Origin of the sequence: Mesorhizobium sophorae, from assembly GCF_002270415.1 — a bacterium.
Lineage (GTDB): Bacteria > Pseudomonadota > Alphaproteobacteria > Rhizobiales > Rhizobiaceae > Mesorhizobium > Mesorhizobium sophorae.
Genome location: NZ_NNRI01000017.1, coordinates 340,738 through 356,422, shown reverse-complemented (window position 1 = coordinate 356,422; position 15,685 = coordinate 340,738). Strand labels below are relative to the sequence as shown.

Sequence of the window (15,685 nt, the reverse complement as noted above, 5' to 3'; positions counted from 1 at the left end):
GATATAGACGATCACGATCCACGGCCTTTTTGCCGGCGGTAGCTGTCGCCGGTGTGGTGGATTTTGATTTCCAGCGCGGCGATCGCCCAGACTGGACTTCCGTTCAGGTCAATTGTCGCTTCGGCCGTCGCCGGATCACCGATTGTTTTTGATCCCGGCGGCGAGCCAAATGCGGCCAGTGGCGACCTGTCGCCATTGACAAGCCATCTTTGCTCCTCCACCTCATGCCCGGACTTAGCGCATCGGCCCGGGGCGTTTGTGTGCGTCCGAGTGGACGCATGACGCTCCAGAGACAAAAGGCTGCCGGGCATGACCGGATATTTTTCCTCTCCCTTCCCCCGCCGCACCTCGGTCGGCGTCGATGTCGGCGGCGTGGTCGTCGGCGGCGGCGCGCCGGTTGTCGTGCAGTCGATGACCAACACCGATACGGCCGATGTCGACCAGACGGTTGCGCAAGTTGCGGCGCTGCACCGCGCCGGCTCCGAGATCGTGCGCATCACCGTCGATCGCGACGAGAGCGCTGCGGCCGTGCCGCGCATCCACGAAAGGCTGGCGCGGCTCGGCGTCGACGTTCCGCTGGTCGGCGATTTCCACTATATCGGCCACAAGCTTTTGGCCGACCATCCGGCCTGCGCCGAGGCGCTGGCCAAATACCGCATCAATCCGGGCAATGTCGGCTTCAAGGACAAGAAGGATCGGCAGTTCGCTGCGATCGTCGAGATGGCGATCAAATATGACAAGCCGGTGCGCATCGGCGTCAACTGGGGTTCGCTCGACCAGGAGCTTTTGACCCGGCTGATGGACGATAACCAGGCCAAGGGCTTTCCGCTGACGGCGCAGGAAGTGACGCGCGAGGCGATCGTGCAGTCGGCGATCCTGTCGGCCGAAATGGCGGAAGAGATCGGCCTTGGCCGTGAAAAAATCATCCTGTCGGCCAAGGTCAGCGGCGTGCAGGACCTGATCGCCGTCTATACCGAACTCGCCACCCGCTCCAACCACGCGCTGCATCTTGGCCTGACCGAGGCCGGCATGGGTTCGAAAGGCATCGTCGCCTCGTCCGCCGCCATGGGCATCCTGCTCCAGCAAGGCATCGGCGACACCATCCGTATCTCGCTGACGCCGGAGCCGAACGGCGATCGCACGCGTGAAGTGCAGGTGTCGCAGGAACTGTTGCAGACGATGGGGTTCAGGCAGTTCGTGCCGATCGTCGCGGCCTGTCCGGGCTGCGGCCGAACGACCTCCACCGTGTTCCAGGAACTTGCCCAGAACATCCAGGCGGATCTCAGGAAGAACATGCCGGTGTGGCGCGAAAAATATCCCGGCGTCGAGAACCTCAAGGTCGCGGTGATGGGTTGCATCGTCAACGGCCCGGGTGAGTCCAAGCATGCCGATATCGGCATTTCGCTTCCCGGCACCGGCGAGACGCCGACGGCGCCTGTCTTCGTCGACGGCAAGAAGGCAGCGACGCTGCGCGGGCCGTCGATCGCGGCGGATTTCGAGAAAATGGTCGCAGACTATATCGAGCAACGGTTTGGTCGCGGCAAGGCCGCGGCCGAGTAGGCGCCATGCAGCGTTTCCTGTGGGTGGCGCTGATCTTGCTGTGCGGAGTGGAGTGGTCGACGCTGGTTCAGGCAGACCCACCGCAATCCGCCAAGCAGCGGCTCATCGACAAGGTCTGCACCCTGATCCAGGCCTATGCCGACCAGAACGGCCTGCCCAGGGATTTCTTCGCCCGGCTGATCTGGAAAGAAAGCCGCTTCGATCCCAACGCCGTCAGTCCGGTCGGCGCCGAAGGCATCGCCCAGTTTATGCCGGGCACCGCCAAGATGCGCGGCCTTGCCAACTCCTTCGACATCAACCAGGCGATCCCGGCCTCAGCGAGATATCTCGCCGAGATGAAGGGCGCCTACGGCAATCTCGGCCTGGCGGCCGCCGCCTACAATGCCGGCGAAAGCCGGGTGTCTCGCTGGCTCGGTTCCGGCGGCTTCCTGCCGATGGAGACCGAGAGCTACGTATTCGACATCATGGGCGAGCCGGTCGATAAGTTCACCGATCCGGCCTATGCCGGAAAGGTCGAGCCGCTCGATCAGAAGGCGGATTTTGCCGTCGCTTGCCGCAGGCTGCCGGTGATCATGTCGCAGACGGTGGCGATGGCCTCGATCAACATAAAGCCATGGGGCATCCAAGTGGCCGGCAACTTCCGCCGCAGCGCCGCGATCAGCCAGTGGCTGCGGGTGAGGGGTCGGTTCCCGGCGCTGCTCAGCGGCCACGATCCGGTGGTCAGCCGGGTACGCACGCCAATCGGCCGGCGTGGCATCTACGCGGTCAGGATCGGTGTCGACGACCGCGCCGCCGCCAATGTCATCTGCCAGAAATTGCAAAGCGTCGGCGGAGCCTGCGTTGTGGTGCGCAACCGGTAGTCTGACCCGTGGCGGGCAAGATGTTCTGGCCAAAAAGGGGGCGCTGACGTGAAAGCCAGCATCATTCTGCTCAATGGCGTCGGCAGTGCCGGCAAGAGCTCCATCGCAAGGGCGTTGCAACAGATCACCGCCGCGCCCTTCCTGCATGTCCAGATGGACACTTTCATCGAGATGCTGCCAGACGCCTTGCAGGACCATGCGGATGGCTTTTCGTACGAGACCATCCGGCAGGACGGCAAGCCTGCGGTCGTAATCAGAACCGGACCGGTGGGGGCGCGGACCCTGCGCGGCATGCGCCACGCCATCGCCGCTATGGCTGGGCAAGGCAACAACCTCATCGTCGACGAGGTGCTTTGCAACGGCGAAATGTCCGAATATCTCGAACTGCTGTCGGCCTTCGACCTCCATGTGGTTGCTGTCCTGGCGCCGCTGGAGGTGCTGGAGGCGCGCGAAGCCCAGCGTGCCGATCGGCTGCCGGGCCTGGCGCGCTGGCAATATGGGCGCGTGCACGAGAACATTCGCTACGACCTCGAAGTCGACACCAGCGTGCTTACTCCGCTGGAGTGCGCCCGTCGCATCCAGCAAAGATTTCAGCTATAGCGCGACCATTCCTTGCCAGGGGCGACAGCCTTCCCACCGATGAACCGCGAGAGCCGTGACATGTTTGACGGATACATCATCTGCGGCACGCCGAGGACCGGGAAGCACCTTGCTGTGCAAGCTTCTGGCGTCCACGAAGACGGCTGGCAATCCTCACTCATTTTATCGGCGGCAGGATGTGTCGGAGTGGGCCGAAGAGTGGGGCTTGCCCGATCGCGACACGATGAGCGAGCTCGACTTCAATGCCGCCTATCTCAAGGCGGCGATCGCCAATGGCAGGGGTGGGACAGGCATTTTCGGTCTTCGTCTGATGCGGGAAAACCTGGATGAGCTTTCAGCGATCCTCGACCAGGTTTTCCCAAAACTTCCATCGGACATAGCGCGGTTCGAGAAAGCATTCGGCCGTGTTCTCTACATGCATCTCTCGCGTGAGAACAAGCTTGCGCAGGCTGTCTCCCTGGTCAAGGCAGAGCAAACCGGTCTTTGGCATATCGCCCCCGACGGAACCGAGATCGAAAGGGTCGCACCCGCGAAAGAACCGCAATATGATTTCGAGCGGCTCAAACGTGAGGTCACGGAGCTCGAGGCCTATGATGCCGCCTGGAACATCTGGTTCGTAGAGCAAGGCATAATCCCGCTGCGGCTTGGCTACGAGCGCCTTGCCGCCAACCCGGCCGGGACATTGTTAGACATCTGCGGAGCCTTGGGCGTTCAAGCGCCGATCGCCGATGACATAAAGCCAGGTGTTGCAAAGCTCGCTGACGAGACGAGCCTTGACTGGATGCGCCGCTATCATCTGGACGCCGCCGCCTGATGTGCCGATGGCTGCAGGCTAGGCCGTTTTCGCCACCACCGTCTCGCTGAGCCAGGTGCCGATCTTGGTGCCGAGGCGGTCGGGTGAAACCGGCTTGGGCAGATAGTCGTCCATGCCGGCCTCGATGCACTTGTCGCGATCGCCCTTCAGCGCGTGCGCGGTAACGCCGATGATCGGGATGTGCGTGCCCGACGAGGTCTCCATCGCACGGATGGCGCGGGTCGCCTCGTAGCCGTTCATCTCCGGCATCGAGACGTCCATCAGGATCAGCCTGGGGCGCAGCGCCCGGTACATCTCGACCGCCGTGCGGCCGTTGCCGGCGATGCGATAGCTGAGGCCAAGGCCGTTGAGGATCTGGCCGAAAACCAACTGGTTCACGTCGTTGTCTTCGGCAATGAGGATGTCGATCGGACCGTTCAGCGTAGCCGTCGATTCCGGTGCCGCGGCAACCGGTATCGCCGGGCCGCGGATAACGGTGAAAGCGGGTGGCGCAGCCGGGGGAATCGGCACGATCGGTTCGCGGACGAACTGGGCCTTGCCGACCTGCGAGCGGGCCCTCTGGATGACCGAGATGACGGTGCCGAGCAGGACAGCGGAACGCGCCGGCTTGGTCAGGTGCGCGGCGATGCCGAAGTCGATGATCATCTTGCCGAAATCGACCTGGTCGACCGAGGTCAGCAGCACCACCGGAATGGAAGCCAGCCGGCTGTCGGACGCAATGGCCCTGGCAACATCGGCGCCGTTCATGCCCGGCATCTGGTAGTCGAGGATGATGCAGTCGACGGCGGCGCCCAGCTGGAAGGCGCGATCGAGGAAGGCTAGGCCCACGGCGCCGCTTTCGGCGGCGGCACAGTCGAAGCTCCAGCTTCTCAGCTGCTCGAGCAGGATCTCGCGGTTGACCGGATTGTCGTCAATGACCAGCACGCGCGCGCCGGTGACGTCGACCGGCACGATTTCGTCGCGCGCCACGGCGTGGTGCGCCGGCAGCGGCACCGCGAACCAGAACACCGAGCCGCGGCCGATCTCGCTCTCGACGCCGATCTTGCCCGCCATCAGATCGACGAGGCGCGCGGCGATGGCTAGGCCAAGGCCAGTGCCCTCGTGGCGGCGGGTCGACGACCCGTCGACCTGGGCGAACTTCTCGAAAACGTTCTGCAGTTTTTCGGCCGGTATGCCGATGCCGGTGTCCTCGACGCGGACCTTGAGCTGGACCACGTCGTTGACGATTTCGCCGCCGACATCGATCAGCACGTGACCCTTTTCGGTGAACTTCACCGCATTGCCGAGCAGGTTGGTGACGATCTGCCGGAACCGTCCGGCGTCGCCGACGACATAGGCCGGCAGCCGCGGGTCGACACGCACGATCAGTTCGAGGTTCTTCTCGGCGACGCGCGCCGACACCAGCGTCGCCACGTCCTCGACCGCCTCGGAGAGACGGAAGGGAGCCGGATCGAGGGTCAGTTGGCCGGCATTGATCTTGGAGAAATCGAGGATGTCGTTGATGATGGTGAGCAACGCGTTGCCGGATTTGACGATGACGTCGGTGAAGGTTTTTTGGCGCGCGGTCAGGTCGGTCTTGGCCAGCAGCTCGGCCATGCCGAGCACGCCGTTCATCGGCGTGCGGATTTCGTGGCTCATATTGGCCAGGAATTCAGACTTGGCGCGGTCGGCGGCCTCGGCCTTGAACAGGGATTCGGCGGATTCGGCAAAGGCGCGGCGGATGGCCACTTCCATCGGGCGGAAGATCCAGAAGGCGACGATGGCAAGGGCGGCGAACAGGATGCCGCTCGCCCACAGCAGCAGCCTGTCGCTGGAGACATCGGCCAGATGGCGCTCGTCGTCCATCGCGGTGCGGACGCGGACCAGCATGGGTTGGGCGAACAGGTCATTCTGGTTGCGGATTTCGCGATAGCTCCATTCATCGACCTTCTGCGCCATCGACATCAGGTTGAAGTTGCGCACCATATCGCGCGGCGACCAGAACAGGTCGCCGTTGACGGAAGCGGTTTCGAGCTCGTTGATTGTCTTCACCGACAGGCGCGGCTTGATCGCGGCAAGCTGCGCGGTCAGCGTTTCGATCTCGCCGGTCAGGCGCTCCGAATGACCGCGCGCCGATGAGGTGAGGGCATCGCGCGTCTCCGCCCGCCAGGCGGTACCGGTCGTCTCGGCAAAGCTCGTCGCGTTGCGCAGGTCGCGGGTGAAAACGACGAGGTTGCTGCTTAGCGCATCGATGTCATGACGAAAGGAATTGACCCGATCGAGCGCGATCACGATGGCGGCGGAAGCCAGCGCAAAGATCAGCAACCCTGAAATATAGCGGGCCCGGACCGAACGGATGAAGGACGAATATTCCGGCATGCGCAACCCCAACACATACGCATCATTTTAATGACCGGGATTACGCTTCATTTACATTAAAATTTCGTTCGTCGGGCGAACCATGCGCCGGCGCGAAGCTCGAACGGCTGACGGAAACGCTGTCGGCAAGTCGGCTCGATTGTATCCGGCCTGAAACAGACCACCAGCGACCCGGCTTAAGGCTGAAACGAAAGGATCATATCGATGGCCACCAACAACTAGGCGCCCAAGAACTCAAGCACCCGGGAAGCGTTCACCACGGCCAGTTTCGCCATCGCGGCCTCGAAGACGGTGGGCGGCATCCACCTTGTTGAGGGCATGATTTGCCGCCAAGGTTCCATGCGATGGCGGCGATCGTGCTCGTGCAGAGCTCGATCGTCAGAAGCGGAAGACCCAAGCCGCTTCATCAACTGGCTGGAGGACGCCAAGACCGAGACACTGCTGATGGACGTCAACCGCAGTAACGAAGTGTAACCGGGTTTCCGCTACCACTACGCTCAAACCGCGTAAGACCGTTGATTGATCGGACCAGGACTTCAACGGCCTTGCCCAATGGAAGTCGCTGCCATGGACATCGCTCCGAACAATCATACGAACAGTCATCTGATGATGACACGGCGCTTTGCGCCTCTCTTCTGGACGCAGTTCCTGTCTGCCTTCAACGACAATTTCCTGAAGAACACGCTGGTGTTCCTTATTCTGTTCACGCTGGCGGCGGACAAGGCGGCATCACTGGTCACCCTGGCCGGTGCCGTCTTCATGGCTCCCTTCCTGCTCTTGTCAGCCCTTGGCGGCGAGATCGCCGACCGCTTCGACAAGGCCCTCATCGCCCGTCGGCTGAAATTCACCGAGATCGCCGCTGCTGGCGTCGCGGTCGTCGGCATCGCGCTGTCGTCGATACCGGTGCTGATGGTGGCGTTGTTAATGTTCGGCATCATCTCGGCGCTGTTCGGACCGATCAAATACGGCATCTTGCCGGATCATCTCGAGCGCAAGGAATTGCCCGGCGCCAACGCCTGGATCGAATCGGCGACCTTCGCCGCCATCCTCGGTGGCACCATCGCCGGCGGCATCGTCTCGGCCGATGGCATAGGCGTCTCGGTCTTCGGGCCGATCATGATGATCCTCGCCGTGAGTTGCTGGATCGTCAGCCGCTACATCCCGTCCACCGGTTCTGCCGCCCCCGACCTCGTCATCGACAAAAACGTCTTTCGCTCGACCTGGCGGCAGGTCAACGGATTGCGTGGCGACAAGCGGATCTGGCGCGCCGGGCTGATGACGTCCTGGTTCTGGCTGATCGGCGCCATCGTTCTTTCGATCCTGCCGACCTTGATCAAGGATTCGCTCGGCGGCAACGAGATCGCCGTGACTGCCTATCTCGCGGTGTTCGCCGTTTCGATCGCCATTGGCTCGGCCATTGCCGCGTGGATGTCGCAGGGACGCATCGTGCTCTTGCCTGCACCGGTCGGCACGGCGCTGCTGGCGCTGTTTGGACTGGACCTGGCCTGGACCATCTGGAGCATGCAGCCTTCGCCCAGGACCGAGACCCTTGCCCTGTTCTTCGCCGGGCCAAACACGATCCATGTCGCGATCGACCTCGCCGGCATGGCGATTGCCAGCGCCTTCCTCGTGGTGCCGACCTTTGCTGCCGTACAGGCATGGTCGCCCGAAGCGAGTCGTGCCCGCGTCGTCGCCGCCGTGAGCATCGTCAACGCAGGCTTCATGACAGTAGGCGGCATACTCGTCGCCGCGATCCAGGCAGCCGGCGTCTCCACCGGAGCCATCCTGTTCGGCCTCGCTGCGGCCAACGCCATCGCCGCCTGGCTGATGCTGAAATGCCTGCCGACCAACGCTTTCCGCGATTTCGTCTCCATTCTGTTTCGGGCCTTCCACCGCCTCGAAGTCGAGGGTATGGAGAACCTCAAGGCGGCAGGCAAAGCGCCGATCCTGGCGCTCAACCATGTAAGCTTCCTCGATGGTCCCCTGGCCTTGACCCTGACCGATGAGGAGCCGGTCTTCGCCATCGACCACACCATCGCCCAGGCCTGGTGGATGAAGCCGTTCATGAAACTCGCCCGCGCGCTGCCGCTCAACCCATCCAAGCCGATGTCGACCCGAACGCTGATCAAGATTGTTCAGGGCGGCGATCCGCTTGTCATCTTCCCGGAGGGCCGCATCACCGTCACCGGCGGCCTGATGAAGGTTTATGACGGCGCCGCGATGGTCGCCGACAAGACCGGCTCGATGGTCGTACCGGTGCGCATCGACGGGCTGGAGAAAAGCTATTTTTCACGGCTGACCTCGCAGCATGTGCGCCGCCGGCTGTTCCCAAAGGTCAAGGTGACCATCCTTGAGCCGGTAAAGTTGGAAGTGCTGCAAGACCTAAAGGGCCGCAAGCGCCGCGCCGCGGCGGGCGCCGCCCTCTATCAGGTGATGTCGGACCTCGTCTTCCGCACCCAGGACATCGACAAGACGGTGCTGGAAAAGATCATCCAGACGGCGAACGAACGCGGCATGAGAGAGCTCGCCGTGCAGGATCCGGTCACCGGTTCGCTGAGCTACGGAAAACTGCTCACGGCCGCTGCGGTGCTCGGCGAGAAATTCCAGAACCTCTATGCCGGCCAGCAGACGCTCGGCATCATGCTGCCGAACGCCAACGGCTCCTGCGCGACGCTGCTCGGCGTCATGTCGGCCGGCAAGGTTCCGGCGATGATGAACTTCACCGCCGGTGCGGCCAACATCCTGTCCGCCTGCAAGGCCGCCGAAGTGCGCACCGTGCTCACCTCTCGCGCCTTTGTCGAACAGGCAAAGCTGGGCGGTGTCATCGAAGAGATCGGCCGCTCGGTCGACATCGTCTGGCTCGACGATTTGCGCGGGACCGTCGGCCTCAGGGACAAGCTGCTGGGCTTGCTGCGCAAGAGCACGCCACGCGCGCCGCGCAAGCCCGACGATGCCGCGGTGATCCTGTTCACCTCGGGTTCGGAAGGCACGCCGAAGGGCGTCGTGCTCACCCACCGCAACATCCTGGCCAATGCCGCCCAAGCCGCCTCGCGCATCGACTTCCATTCGGGCGACAAGGTGTTCAACGTGTTGCCGATCTTCCATTCGTTCGGCATGACGGCGGGCACGGTGCTGCCGCTGATCTCCGGCGTGCCGGTCTATTTCTACCCCTCGCCGCTGCACTATCGCATCGTGCCGGAACTGATCTACGCCTCGAACGCGACGATCATCTTCGGCACCGACACGTTCCTCGCCGGCTATGCGCGCACCGCGCACCCCTATGACTTCCGCTCGATACGTTATTGCTTTGCCGGCGCGGAGCCGGTCAAGGCAGCGACGCGCATGACCTATATGGAGAAGTTCGGCGTGCGCATCCTCGAGGGTTACGGCGTCACCGAAACAGCACCTGTGATCTCGATCAACACGCCGATGTACAACCGCTCCGGAACCGTCGGCAAAATCATGCCCGGCATGGAATATCGCCTCGATCCGGTGCCCGGTGTCGACGATGGCGGACGGCTTTTCGTGCGTGGGCCCAATGTCATGGCCGGCTATCTCAGGGCTGAGAAGCCCGGTGTGCTCGAACCACTCGAAGACGGCTGGCATGACACCGGCGACGTCGTCGCCGTCGACGACGTCGGCTTCATCACCATTCGCGGCCGGGCCAAGCGCTTTGCCAAGATCGGCGGCGAGATGATATCGCTGGCTGCTATCGAGGCGCTGGCCGGCGAATTGTGGAAAGGCTCGCTCTCAGCGGTCGCCACTGTGCCGGATGCGCGCAAGGGCGAAAAGCTGATCCTGATCACCGAGGCCGCCAACGCCACGCGCGCCGAATTCCTGACCTTCGCCAAGGCGAACGGCGCCATGGACCTGATGGTGCCGGCCGAAGTCCGCGCCGTTGCAAAAGTGCCGGTCCTCGGTTCCGGCAAGCTCGACTTCGCCGCTGTGACCAAAATGGTGCGCGGCGAAGAAGAGATGAAGATCAAGGTGGCTTGAAGCCAGTCGTAGCCAATGGCCGACGGACCGCGTCCGCCATGGCGCAAAGCAGCCGGATTTCGCAATCCGATCACGCCGACGTCTTGGTTGGCCCAGCGTCAGTTGTTACGGGTCGCCACGAATGTCGCCGCTTCTTTCAGCAGCGCCGCCTGCTCCCCGTATGGCGCGAGCAATTCATGCGCCTGGTCGACGAGGCCGTGAAGCTGGCTGCGCGCCCAGTTCGCGCCGTGCAGCGCCACCAGCGTCGCCTTGCCGGCGGCTGCATCCTTGCCGGTTGCCTTGCCCATCTGGCTGGCATCGGCGGTCAGGTCGAGCAGGTCGTCGGCAAGCTGGAAGGCAAGGCCGATCGCCGAGCCGAATTCGGCCAGCCGCTCGCGGTCCTCGGCCGGGGCGCCGGCGACCAGCGCCCCCGCCTCGCAGGCGAAGCGGATCAGCGCGCCGGTCTTCATCGCCTGCAGCCGGATGATGCCGGCCTCGTCCGGCGGCGCCTGTTCGGCCTCGAGGTCAAGCTTCTGGCCGCCGACCATGCCGCCGCCCCCGGCCGCGCGGGCCAGCGCCAGCACCAGGGTTGCCCGCCGCTCCGCCGGCAGCGCGGTCGCCTCGTCGGCAATGATGTCGAAGGCCAGCGTCAGCAAGGCATCGCCGGCCAGGATGGCGGTTGCCTCGTCGAACGCCTTGTGCACCGTCGGCAGGCCGCGCCGCAGGTCATCGTCGTCCATGGCGGGCAGATCATCGTGGATCAGCGAATAGCAATGCACGCATTCAAGGGCGGCCGCGACGCGCAGTGCCGCCTCGCCATCGGCGGAAAAAAGGGCGGCACTTTCCATGACCAGGAAAGGGCGCAGGCGCTTGCCGCCGTTGAGCACGCCGTGGCGCATCGCCGCCATCAGGCGGTCGGGCCGCGTGATCTCGCCCGAAAGCGCGCGGTCGTCGAGCAACCGCCGCAGCAGCACCTCGACGGCGGCTGCCCGTCTGATGAGCGCCATTTCGAACGCCATTTCGTCCTCATTCGTCATGGTCGGGACCGGTAGCCGACACTCAGACGTTGCGCAAGAAGCCAAGCGCCATTATGCCGGAGCAGGGAGAAGTACGGGTTGGGCGGCTTGGCGGAACCGATCGTCGATCATGAAACCGAAAAGCTGGACATGGCGACCAGATCGCGGAGCGTGAACCGCCGCGGTCTCAAGCGCTGGGTCCGGCGCGGCATCGTCGTGGCCGCGGTGCTGGCGCTCATACCAACGGTGCTGACGTTCCTCTATCTGCCGTCCTTCGTGCATCCGGTCTCGACGCTGATGCTGAAGGACCTGGCGACATTCTCGGGTTATGACCGCCGCTGGGTGTCGATCGACGACGTCGCACCTGTGCTGGCCAATTCGGTCATCATGTCGGAGGACGGGCAGTTCTGCTTTCATCGCGGCGTCGATCTCGGCGAACTGAGGGGCGTCGTCGACGATGCGCTGGCCGGCGAAGCAACGCGCGGCGCCTCGACCATCACCATGCAGACGGTCAAGAACCTCTTTCTCTGGTCACGACCGCTGGGCTCGGTGCGCAAGGTGGTCGAATTGCCGCTGGCTGTCTATTTCGACGCGGTGATGTCGAAACGGCGCATCATGGAGATCTATCTCAACATCGCCGAGTGGGGGCCGGGCATCTATGGCATCGAAGCCGCCGCACAGCACCATTTCGGCGTTTCGGCAAAACAATTGTCGCGACGGCAGGCCGCCCTACTCGCCGTCTCCCTGCCAAATCCGATCGCCCGCAATCCGGCAAAGCCCGGGCCCGGCCTGAGACGGCTTGCCAACCTGATCGAGCGGCGGGCCGGCCGCTCCGGCGCGTATGTCGGCTGTCTGCAGTAGCCAGCTCAAAAAAATTCGCGGCAGTGCTGGCCAAAACGGCGTAGGGCGTGTATAGGCACCCGACTTTCTCAGATTCCGGCCTCGACACGGCCCTTTCACGAGGGCGGGCGGGGCTTTTTGACCATGTAATGGAGCATATCCATGGCCGTTCCGAAACGAAAAACCTCTCCGTCCAAGCGCGGCATGCGCCGCTCGGCCGACGCCCTCAAGGCCCCGACCTATGTCGAGGACAAGAATTCCGGCGAAATGCGCCGTCCGCACCACATCGACCTGAAGACCGGCATGTATCGCGGCCGCCAGGTGTTGACGCCCAAGGAAAGCTGAGACCAGCGTTTCGAGGTATTGAGCATTCGAAAGACCGGCCGGTGGCCGGTCTTTTGCGTTGGGTGGGCCGATAACCGGGCGGCCTGCGTTGGCGCTTGGCCGCTTACCCTATGCCAAACGCGAAATGCCTGGCGTGGGCGATATTCATCAGGATCGTTGCGCCGGGGGCTGACATGGTTGTTGCATCCGGTCTTCGACCGTGTTCGTGGCATTTTACGAAAATTCTTGACGGCGTGCCTGTGGCGCATTCTACAGAGATTGCCCCCATATGGAGACGCCAGATGTTCGGTGCCGTCCCGCTTTTGATCGTGCCATTCGTGCTCTACAATCTCGGCCTGCTCGGAATATTCGGCGGCGGCGACGATCCGTGGGCGAGCGAAATCTTCTCCTTCCGCATGATGTCGGGCGGGGTGTTCTCGATGACTCTCGGCGACCTGATAGTGCTGATCGGGCTGATTTCCCTTTTCGCCGAAATGGTGAAGTCGGCGCGCACGACCGGCGCCTCGATCATGGATCATCTGTTGTCGACGCTGGTCTTCGTCGCATTCCTGGTCGAGTTCCTGCTGGTGAAGGGCGCGGCACATTCCATCTTCTTCACGCTGATGGTCATCGCGCTGTTCGACGTGCTGGCGGGGTTTGCGGTGTCGATGCGGTCGGCGAGCAGAGACATCAATCTCAACTAAGGCTGCATTGATCTTCAGGTGATGCCGGCCTGCAAACGGCGGCCTCCTGCGCTTCCGGTGCTCACGTACCCAAAAGTACGCTCCGCTCCGGTTCTCGGAACCCACCATTTTCGACTCGGCCTGTCCTGAATCTCAACGCAGCCTTGGCCGTGATATTAAAGCTCAGCCCGGGTCGGCAGTGAAGCCGGCCGCTTCGATGCCGGCGATGGCCGCCGCTTCGTCATTGTCCGACGTATCGCCGGAAATGCCGACGGCGCCGATGATGGCGCCGGCCTTGTCGCGGATCAGCACACCGCCGACGACCGGCAGCACGCGGCCGCCGGACACGTCCGAGATGCCGGCGACGAGATGCGGGCGTTCCTTGGCGAAGGCCTCGACGCGACGCGAGCCCATGCCGATGGCGAGCGCGCCATAGGCCTTGCCGGCCGACATTTGCGGGCGCAGGAACGAGGCGCCGTCCTGGCGCTGGAAGGCGACCAAATGTCCGCCGGCGTCAAGCACCGAGACGCCCAGCGGCTTGAGCTTGAGATCGGCGCCCCTGGCAAAGGCGGCATCGATGATTTGCCTGGCTTTTTCGAGCGGCAGCGCGGTCATGGCAGTCTCCTGTTTGAAAACGCGCCGATCATCGACCGTCGACGGGCACGGCAAAATCCCGGTTTCGGTTGAAATTGCTTCGCGTTAAGAGGTGGAATGGAACGATCCGGATATGGCGTTGCCATTTTGCAGCTTCCAGACCTGCAGTCGATCGTGCCGGCCGGCAGCGCTATTTTTTCTTGGCTCGGGCAGGCTTCTTGGCGGGTGCCATCGGTGCGTTGGCAAGGTCTTCCGCTTCCTTGGCGAGACGCAGCGCCCGCAGCTTGTTGGTCTTGGCCTGGCGGGCGTCGCTCTCGGCGACGTATTCGGCCATCGCCTTCTGGCGGACGGTTGCCGCCTCTTCCTGCTTCTTGAAACGCAGGTCAGCACGCGCGCGGGCAGCATCCCGAGAGTTCTCAACCAAGACCTTATCCAATCCCGTGAATTGTGATTTTCCGCCCCTTCTAGCAGAGCCGGGCCTCAAACGGGAAAATATGTTGGTCAAGCGGCCGGGCTGGCGCCGGGGGCCTTGCCGGCGACCACGGCCTCATAGGCGGCCTGCAAGGTCGCACGGACAGAAGGGCCAGCCGATGTATCGAGCGGCATGCCGAGATGCTCGTGGCGCAACTCGTCCATGAACTTGTCCCACATCTGCGGCCCGCCCTTCTCCAGAAGTTCGGCGCGGATCGAGAGTTCCGCGCTGACCGGCAACCAGACGCGGCCCCAGGCGCCGAGGTGGGCCAGGATCGGCACGAGGGTGATCGCCATCTCGGTCAGGCTGTAGATCGCCTTCTGCTTGTGGCTGGGGTCGTCGGCCTTGGTCAGAATGCCCAGTCCCATCAGCCGCTTCAGTCGGTCAGCGAGGATGTTGGAGGCAATGCCCTCCATCGATCCGTTGAGCAACTCGCGAAAGTGGCGCCTGCCGCCAAAAATCATGTCGCGAAGGATGATCAGGCTCCAGCGGTCGCCGAACACTTCGAGCGACAGGTTGATCGGGCATCCGGACCGGCGATCCATGCTCATGAGATTTTCTCCGCAAAACCGGTTGCATTATCGTATCAGTTTTATTATCGTGCAACCGATTGCAAAAAGCAATCAGTTTGCTGAGGAGGAGACCGAGCCATGACAACCATTGAGCGCCCCAAGATCGTATCCGAGGCCTTTGGCGATCCGGCAAACCCGCCGCTGTTGCTGATCATGGGATCGATGGCCTCGATGCTCTGGTGGCCGGAGGCGCTGTGCCGGAAACTGGCCGATGGCGGCCTGTTCGTCATCCGCTATGACAATCGCGATACCGGCCGTTCGACCAAATATCCGCCGGGCGAGCCGCCCTACACATTCGACGACATGGCCGACGACGCGATGCGTGTTCTCGACGACCACGGCGTCGGCAAGGCGCATGTCGTCGGCATGTCGATGGGCGGCATGATCGCCCAACTCGTGGGCCTCAAGCACCGGTCCCGTGTCGCTTCGCTGACCGTGATCAGCAGCTCGCCCCTGGGGATCGACACATCGCATCTGCCACAAACGAGCGATGCCTATGTCAAGCATTCGGCGGACGGCGCGAAAGTCGATTGGTCGGACCGTGGCCAGGTGGTCGATTTCATGGTCAAGGATACGCGGGCGATCGCAAGCACCGTACAACCGTTCGACGAGGCCGGGATGCGAGCCTTCATCGAACAGGATTACGATCGATCCGGCGGTTTGCTGAACGCGACCAACCACTTCATGGTCAAGGGCGGCGACGCATGGAAGGGCCGGCTGCGCGAGATGACGGCGCCGCTGCTGGTCATTCATGGCACCACCGATCCGATCTTTCCGGTCGAGCACGGCGAGGCACTGACCGAGACTGTCGCCGGTGCGAAAATCCTTCGGATCGAAGGTGGCGGCCACGAGTTGCATCCGGACGACTGGGCGGTGATGGTCGCCGCCATCGTCGATCACACTCAAGCTGATTGAGCCATCCTGCGCGGGCCTTGACGAGCAAGGCCCGCCGCAATAGTTAAGTAAATGCTTCAGTGTCAATCCTGGCAAGCAGCATGGCACCGACCACTGGCGCAT

General features: G+C 63.1%; 15 protein-coding genes. 9 read left to right on the top strand and 6 right to left on the bottom strand.

All coding sequences use genetic code 11. The features are described from left to right. Positions 1-11 precede the first annotated feature (11 nt). Positions 12-311, bottom strand: a complete 300-nt coding sequence (locus tag CGZ66_RS26185; protein WP_143748858.1) for a hypothetical protein — start codon at positions 309-311, stop codon at positions 12-14. Between CGZ66_RS26185 and ispG the strand changes: the two genes are divergently transcribed. From ispG to CGZ66_RS26165, 4 genes are read left to right on the top strand one after another with little or no spacing between them, the layout of a single operon-like run. Next, the gene (gene ispG, locus CGZ66_RS26180; protein ID WP_095089394.1) at positions 310-1,560 is read left to right on the top strand and encodes a flavodoxin-dependent (E)-4-hydroxy-3-methylbut-2-enyl-diphosphate synthase; all 1,251 of its coding nucleotides are present in this window, start codon (positions 310-312) and stop codon (positions 1,558-1,560) included. The two genes, CGZ66_RS26185 and ispG, sit on opposite strands and share 2 nt — an antisense overlap. A gap of 5 nt (positions 1,561-1,565) precedes the next feature. After that, the gene (locus tag CGZ66_RS26175; RefSeq protein ID WP_095089392.1) at positions 1,566-2,420 is read left to right on the top strand and encodes a lytic transglycosylase domain-containing protein; all 855 of its coding nucleotides are present in this window, start codon (positions 1,566-1,568) and stop codon (positions 2,418-2,420) included. A gap of 48 nt (positions 2,421-2,468) precedes the next feature. Beyond that, complete coding sequence (locus CGZ66_RS26170; protein WP_095089390.1) at positions 2,469-3,020, top strand: phosphotransferase-like protein; 552 nt, start codon at positions 2,469-2,471, stop codon at positions 3,018-3,020. Positions 3,021-3,075: 55 nt separating this feature from the next. Continuing rightward, positions 3,076-3,834 carry a Stf0 family sulfotransferase gene (locus CGZ66_RS26165; RefSeq protein WP_245331221.1) on the top strand — a complete coding sequence of 253 codons (759 nt, stop codon included), beginning with the start codon at positions 3,076-3,078 and terminating at the stop codon, positions 3,832-3,834. An 18-nt stretch (positions 3,835-3,852) separates the two neighbouring features. On the opposite strand, the gene CGZ66_RS26160 is transcribed toward CGZ66_RS26165, so the two are convergent. Further along, positions 3,853-6,192 carry a response regulator gene (locus CGZ66_RS26160; protein WP_095089388.1) on the bottom strand — a complete coding sequence of 780 codons (2,340 nt, stop codon included), beginning with the start codon at positions 6,190-6,192 and terminating at the stop codon, positions 3,853-3,855. Between the two features lie 567 nt (positions 6,193-6,759). On the opposite strand from CGZ66_RS26160, the gene CGZ66_RS26155 reads away from it, so the two are divergent. After that, a complete protein-coding gene (locus CGZ66_RS26155; protein WP_206073774.1) occupies positions 6,760-10,188 on the top strand; it encodes an acyl-[ACP]--phospholipid O-acyltransferase in 3,429 nt (1,142 codons plus the stop codon). Positions 10,189-10,286: 98 nt separating this feature from the next. On the opposite strand, the gene CGZ66_RS26150 is transcribed toward CGZ66_RS26155, so the two are convergent. Continuing rightward, positions 10,287-11,204 (bottom strand): polyprenyl synthetase family protein, encoded by a 918-nt coding sequence (locus CGZ66_RS26150; RefSeq protein ID WP_095089385.1) that lies wholly within the window; start codon positions 11,202-11,204, stop codon positions 10,287-10,289. Positions 11,205-11,282: 78 nt separating this feature from the next. On the opposite strand from CGZ66_RS26150, the gene CGZ66_RS26145 reads away from it, so the two are divergent. The 3 genes from CGZ66_RS26145 to CGZ66_RS26135 all read left to right on the top strand — a co-directional run bounded on the left by CGZ66_RS26145 (position 11,283) and on the right by CGZ66_RS26135 (position 13,051). Next, positions 11,283-12,044 carry a biosynthetic peptidoglycan transglycosylase gene (locus tag CGZ66_RS26145; RefSeq protein ID WP_095089384.1) on the top strand — a complete coding sequence of 254 codons (762 nt, stop codon included), beginning with the start codon at positions 11,283-11,285 and terminating at the stop codon, positions 12,042-12,044. Between the two features lie 141 nt (positions 12,045-12,185). Further along, a complete protein-coding gene (rpmF, locus tag CGZ66_RS26140) occupies positions 12,186-12,368 on the top strand; it encodes a 50S ribosomal protein L32 (RefSeq protein ID WP_008834724.1) in 183 nt (60 codons plus the stop codon). 281 nt (positions 12,369-12,649) lie between these two features. After that, positions 12,650-13,051, top strand: coding sequence for a hypothetical protein (locus CGZ66_RS26135; protein ID WP_095089382.1), 402 nt, complete (start codon positions 12,650-12,652; stop codon positions 13,049-13,051). A gap of 162 nt (positions 13,052-13,213) precedes the next feature. Here the strand turns inward: CGZ66_RS26135 and CGZ66_RS26130 are convergent, their stop codons facing one another. From CGZ66_RS26130 to CGZ66_RS26120, 3 genes are all read right to left on the bottom strand, one after another. After that, entirely contained in the window at positions 13,214-13,645 is a 432-nt protein-coding gene (locus CGZ66_RS26130) for a GlcG/HbpS family heme-binding protein (RefSeq protein WP_095089624.1), read from the bottom strand. 169 nt (positions 13,646-13,814) lie between these two features. Then, positions 13,815-14,048 carry a hypothetical protein gene (locus CGZ66_RS26125; RefSeq protein ID WP_095089622.1) on the bottom strand — a complete coding sequence of 78 codons (234 nt, stop codon included), beginning with the start codon at positions 14,046-14,048 and terminating at the stop codon, positions 13,815-13,817. Positions 14,049-14,125: 77 nt separating this feature from the next. Further along, the gene (locus tag CGZ66_RS26120) at positions 14,126-14,647 is read right to left on the bottom strand and encodes a winged helix-turn-helix transcriptional regulator (protein ID WP_095089381.1); all 522 of its coding nucleotides are present in this window, start codon (positions 14,645-14,647) and stop codon (positions 14,126-14,128) included. A gap of 99 nt (positions 14,648-14,746) precedes the next feature. On the opposite strand from CGZ66_RS26120, the gene CGZ66_RS26115 reads away from it, so the two are divergent. Next, the gene (locus CGZ66_RS26115) at positions 14,747-15,583 is read left to right on the top strand and encodes an alpha/beta fold hydrolase (protein WP_095089380.1); all 837 of its coding nucleotides are present in this window, start codon (positions 14,747-14,749) and stop codon (positions 15,581-15,583) included. The last annotated feature ends 102 nt before the right edge of the window (positions 15,584-15,685 follow it).

Bases quoted from the DNA above. Each gene is read 5' to 3' on its own strand.
- CGZ66_RS26175 (WP_095089392.1), top strand. From the start codon at position 1,566: ATGCAGCGTTTCCTGTGGGTGGCGCTGATCTTGCTGTGCGGAGTGGAG.
- CGZ66_RS26135 (WP_095089382.1), top strand. From the start codon at position 12,650: ATGTTCGGTGCCGTCCCGCTTTTGATCGTGCCATTCGTGCTCTACAAT.
- CGZ66_RS26150 (WP_095089385.1), bottom strand. From the start codon at position 11,204: ATGACGAATGAGGACGAAATGGCGTTCGAAATGGCGCTCATCAGACGG.
- CGZ66_RS26130 (WP_095089624.1), bottom strand. From the start codon at position 13,645: ATGACCGCGCTGCCGCTCGAAAAAGCCAGGCAAATCATCGATGCCGCC.
- ispG (WP_095089394.1), top strand. From the start codon at position 310: ATGACCGGATATTTTTCCTCTCCCTTCCCCCGCCGCACCTCGGTCGGC.
- CGZ66_RS26155 (WP_206073774.1), top strand. From the start codon at position 6,760: ATGGACATCGCTCCGAACAATCATACGAACAGTCATCTGATGATGACA.
- CGZ66_RS26120 (WP_095089381.1), bottom strand. From the start codon at position 14,647: ATGAGCATGGATCGCCGGTCCGGATGCCCGATCAACCTGTCGCTCGAA.
- CGZ66_RS26115 (WP_095089380.1), top strand. From the start codon at position 14,747: ATGACAACCATTGAGCGCCCCAAGATCGTATCCGAGGCCTTTGGCGAT.
- CGZ66_RS26160 (WP_095089388.1), bottom strand. From the start codon at position 6,192: ATGCCGGAATATTCGTCCTTCATCCGTTCGGTCCGGGCCCGCTATATT.
- rpmF (WP_008834724.1), top strand. From the start codon at position 12,186: ATGGCCGTTCCGAAACGAAAAACCTCTCCGTCCAAGCGCGGCATGCGC.
- CGZ66_RS26185 (WP_143748858.1), bottom strand. From the start codon at position 311: ATGCCCGGCAGCCTTTTGTCTCTGGAGCGTCATGCGTCCACTCGGACG.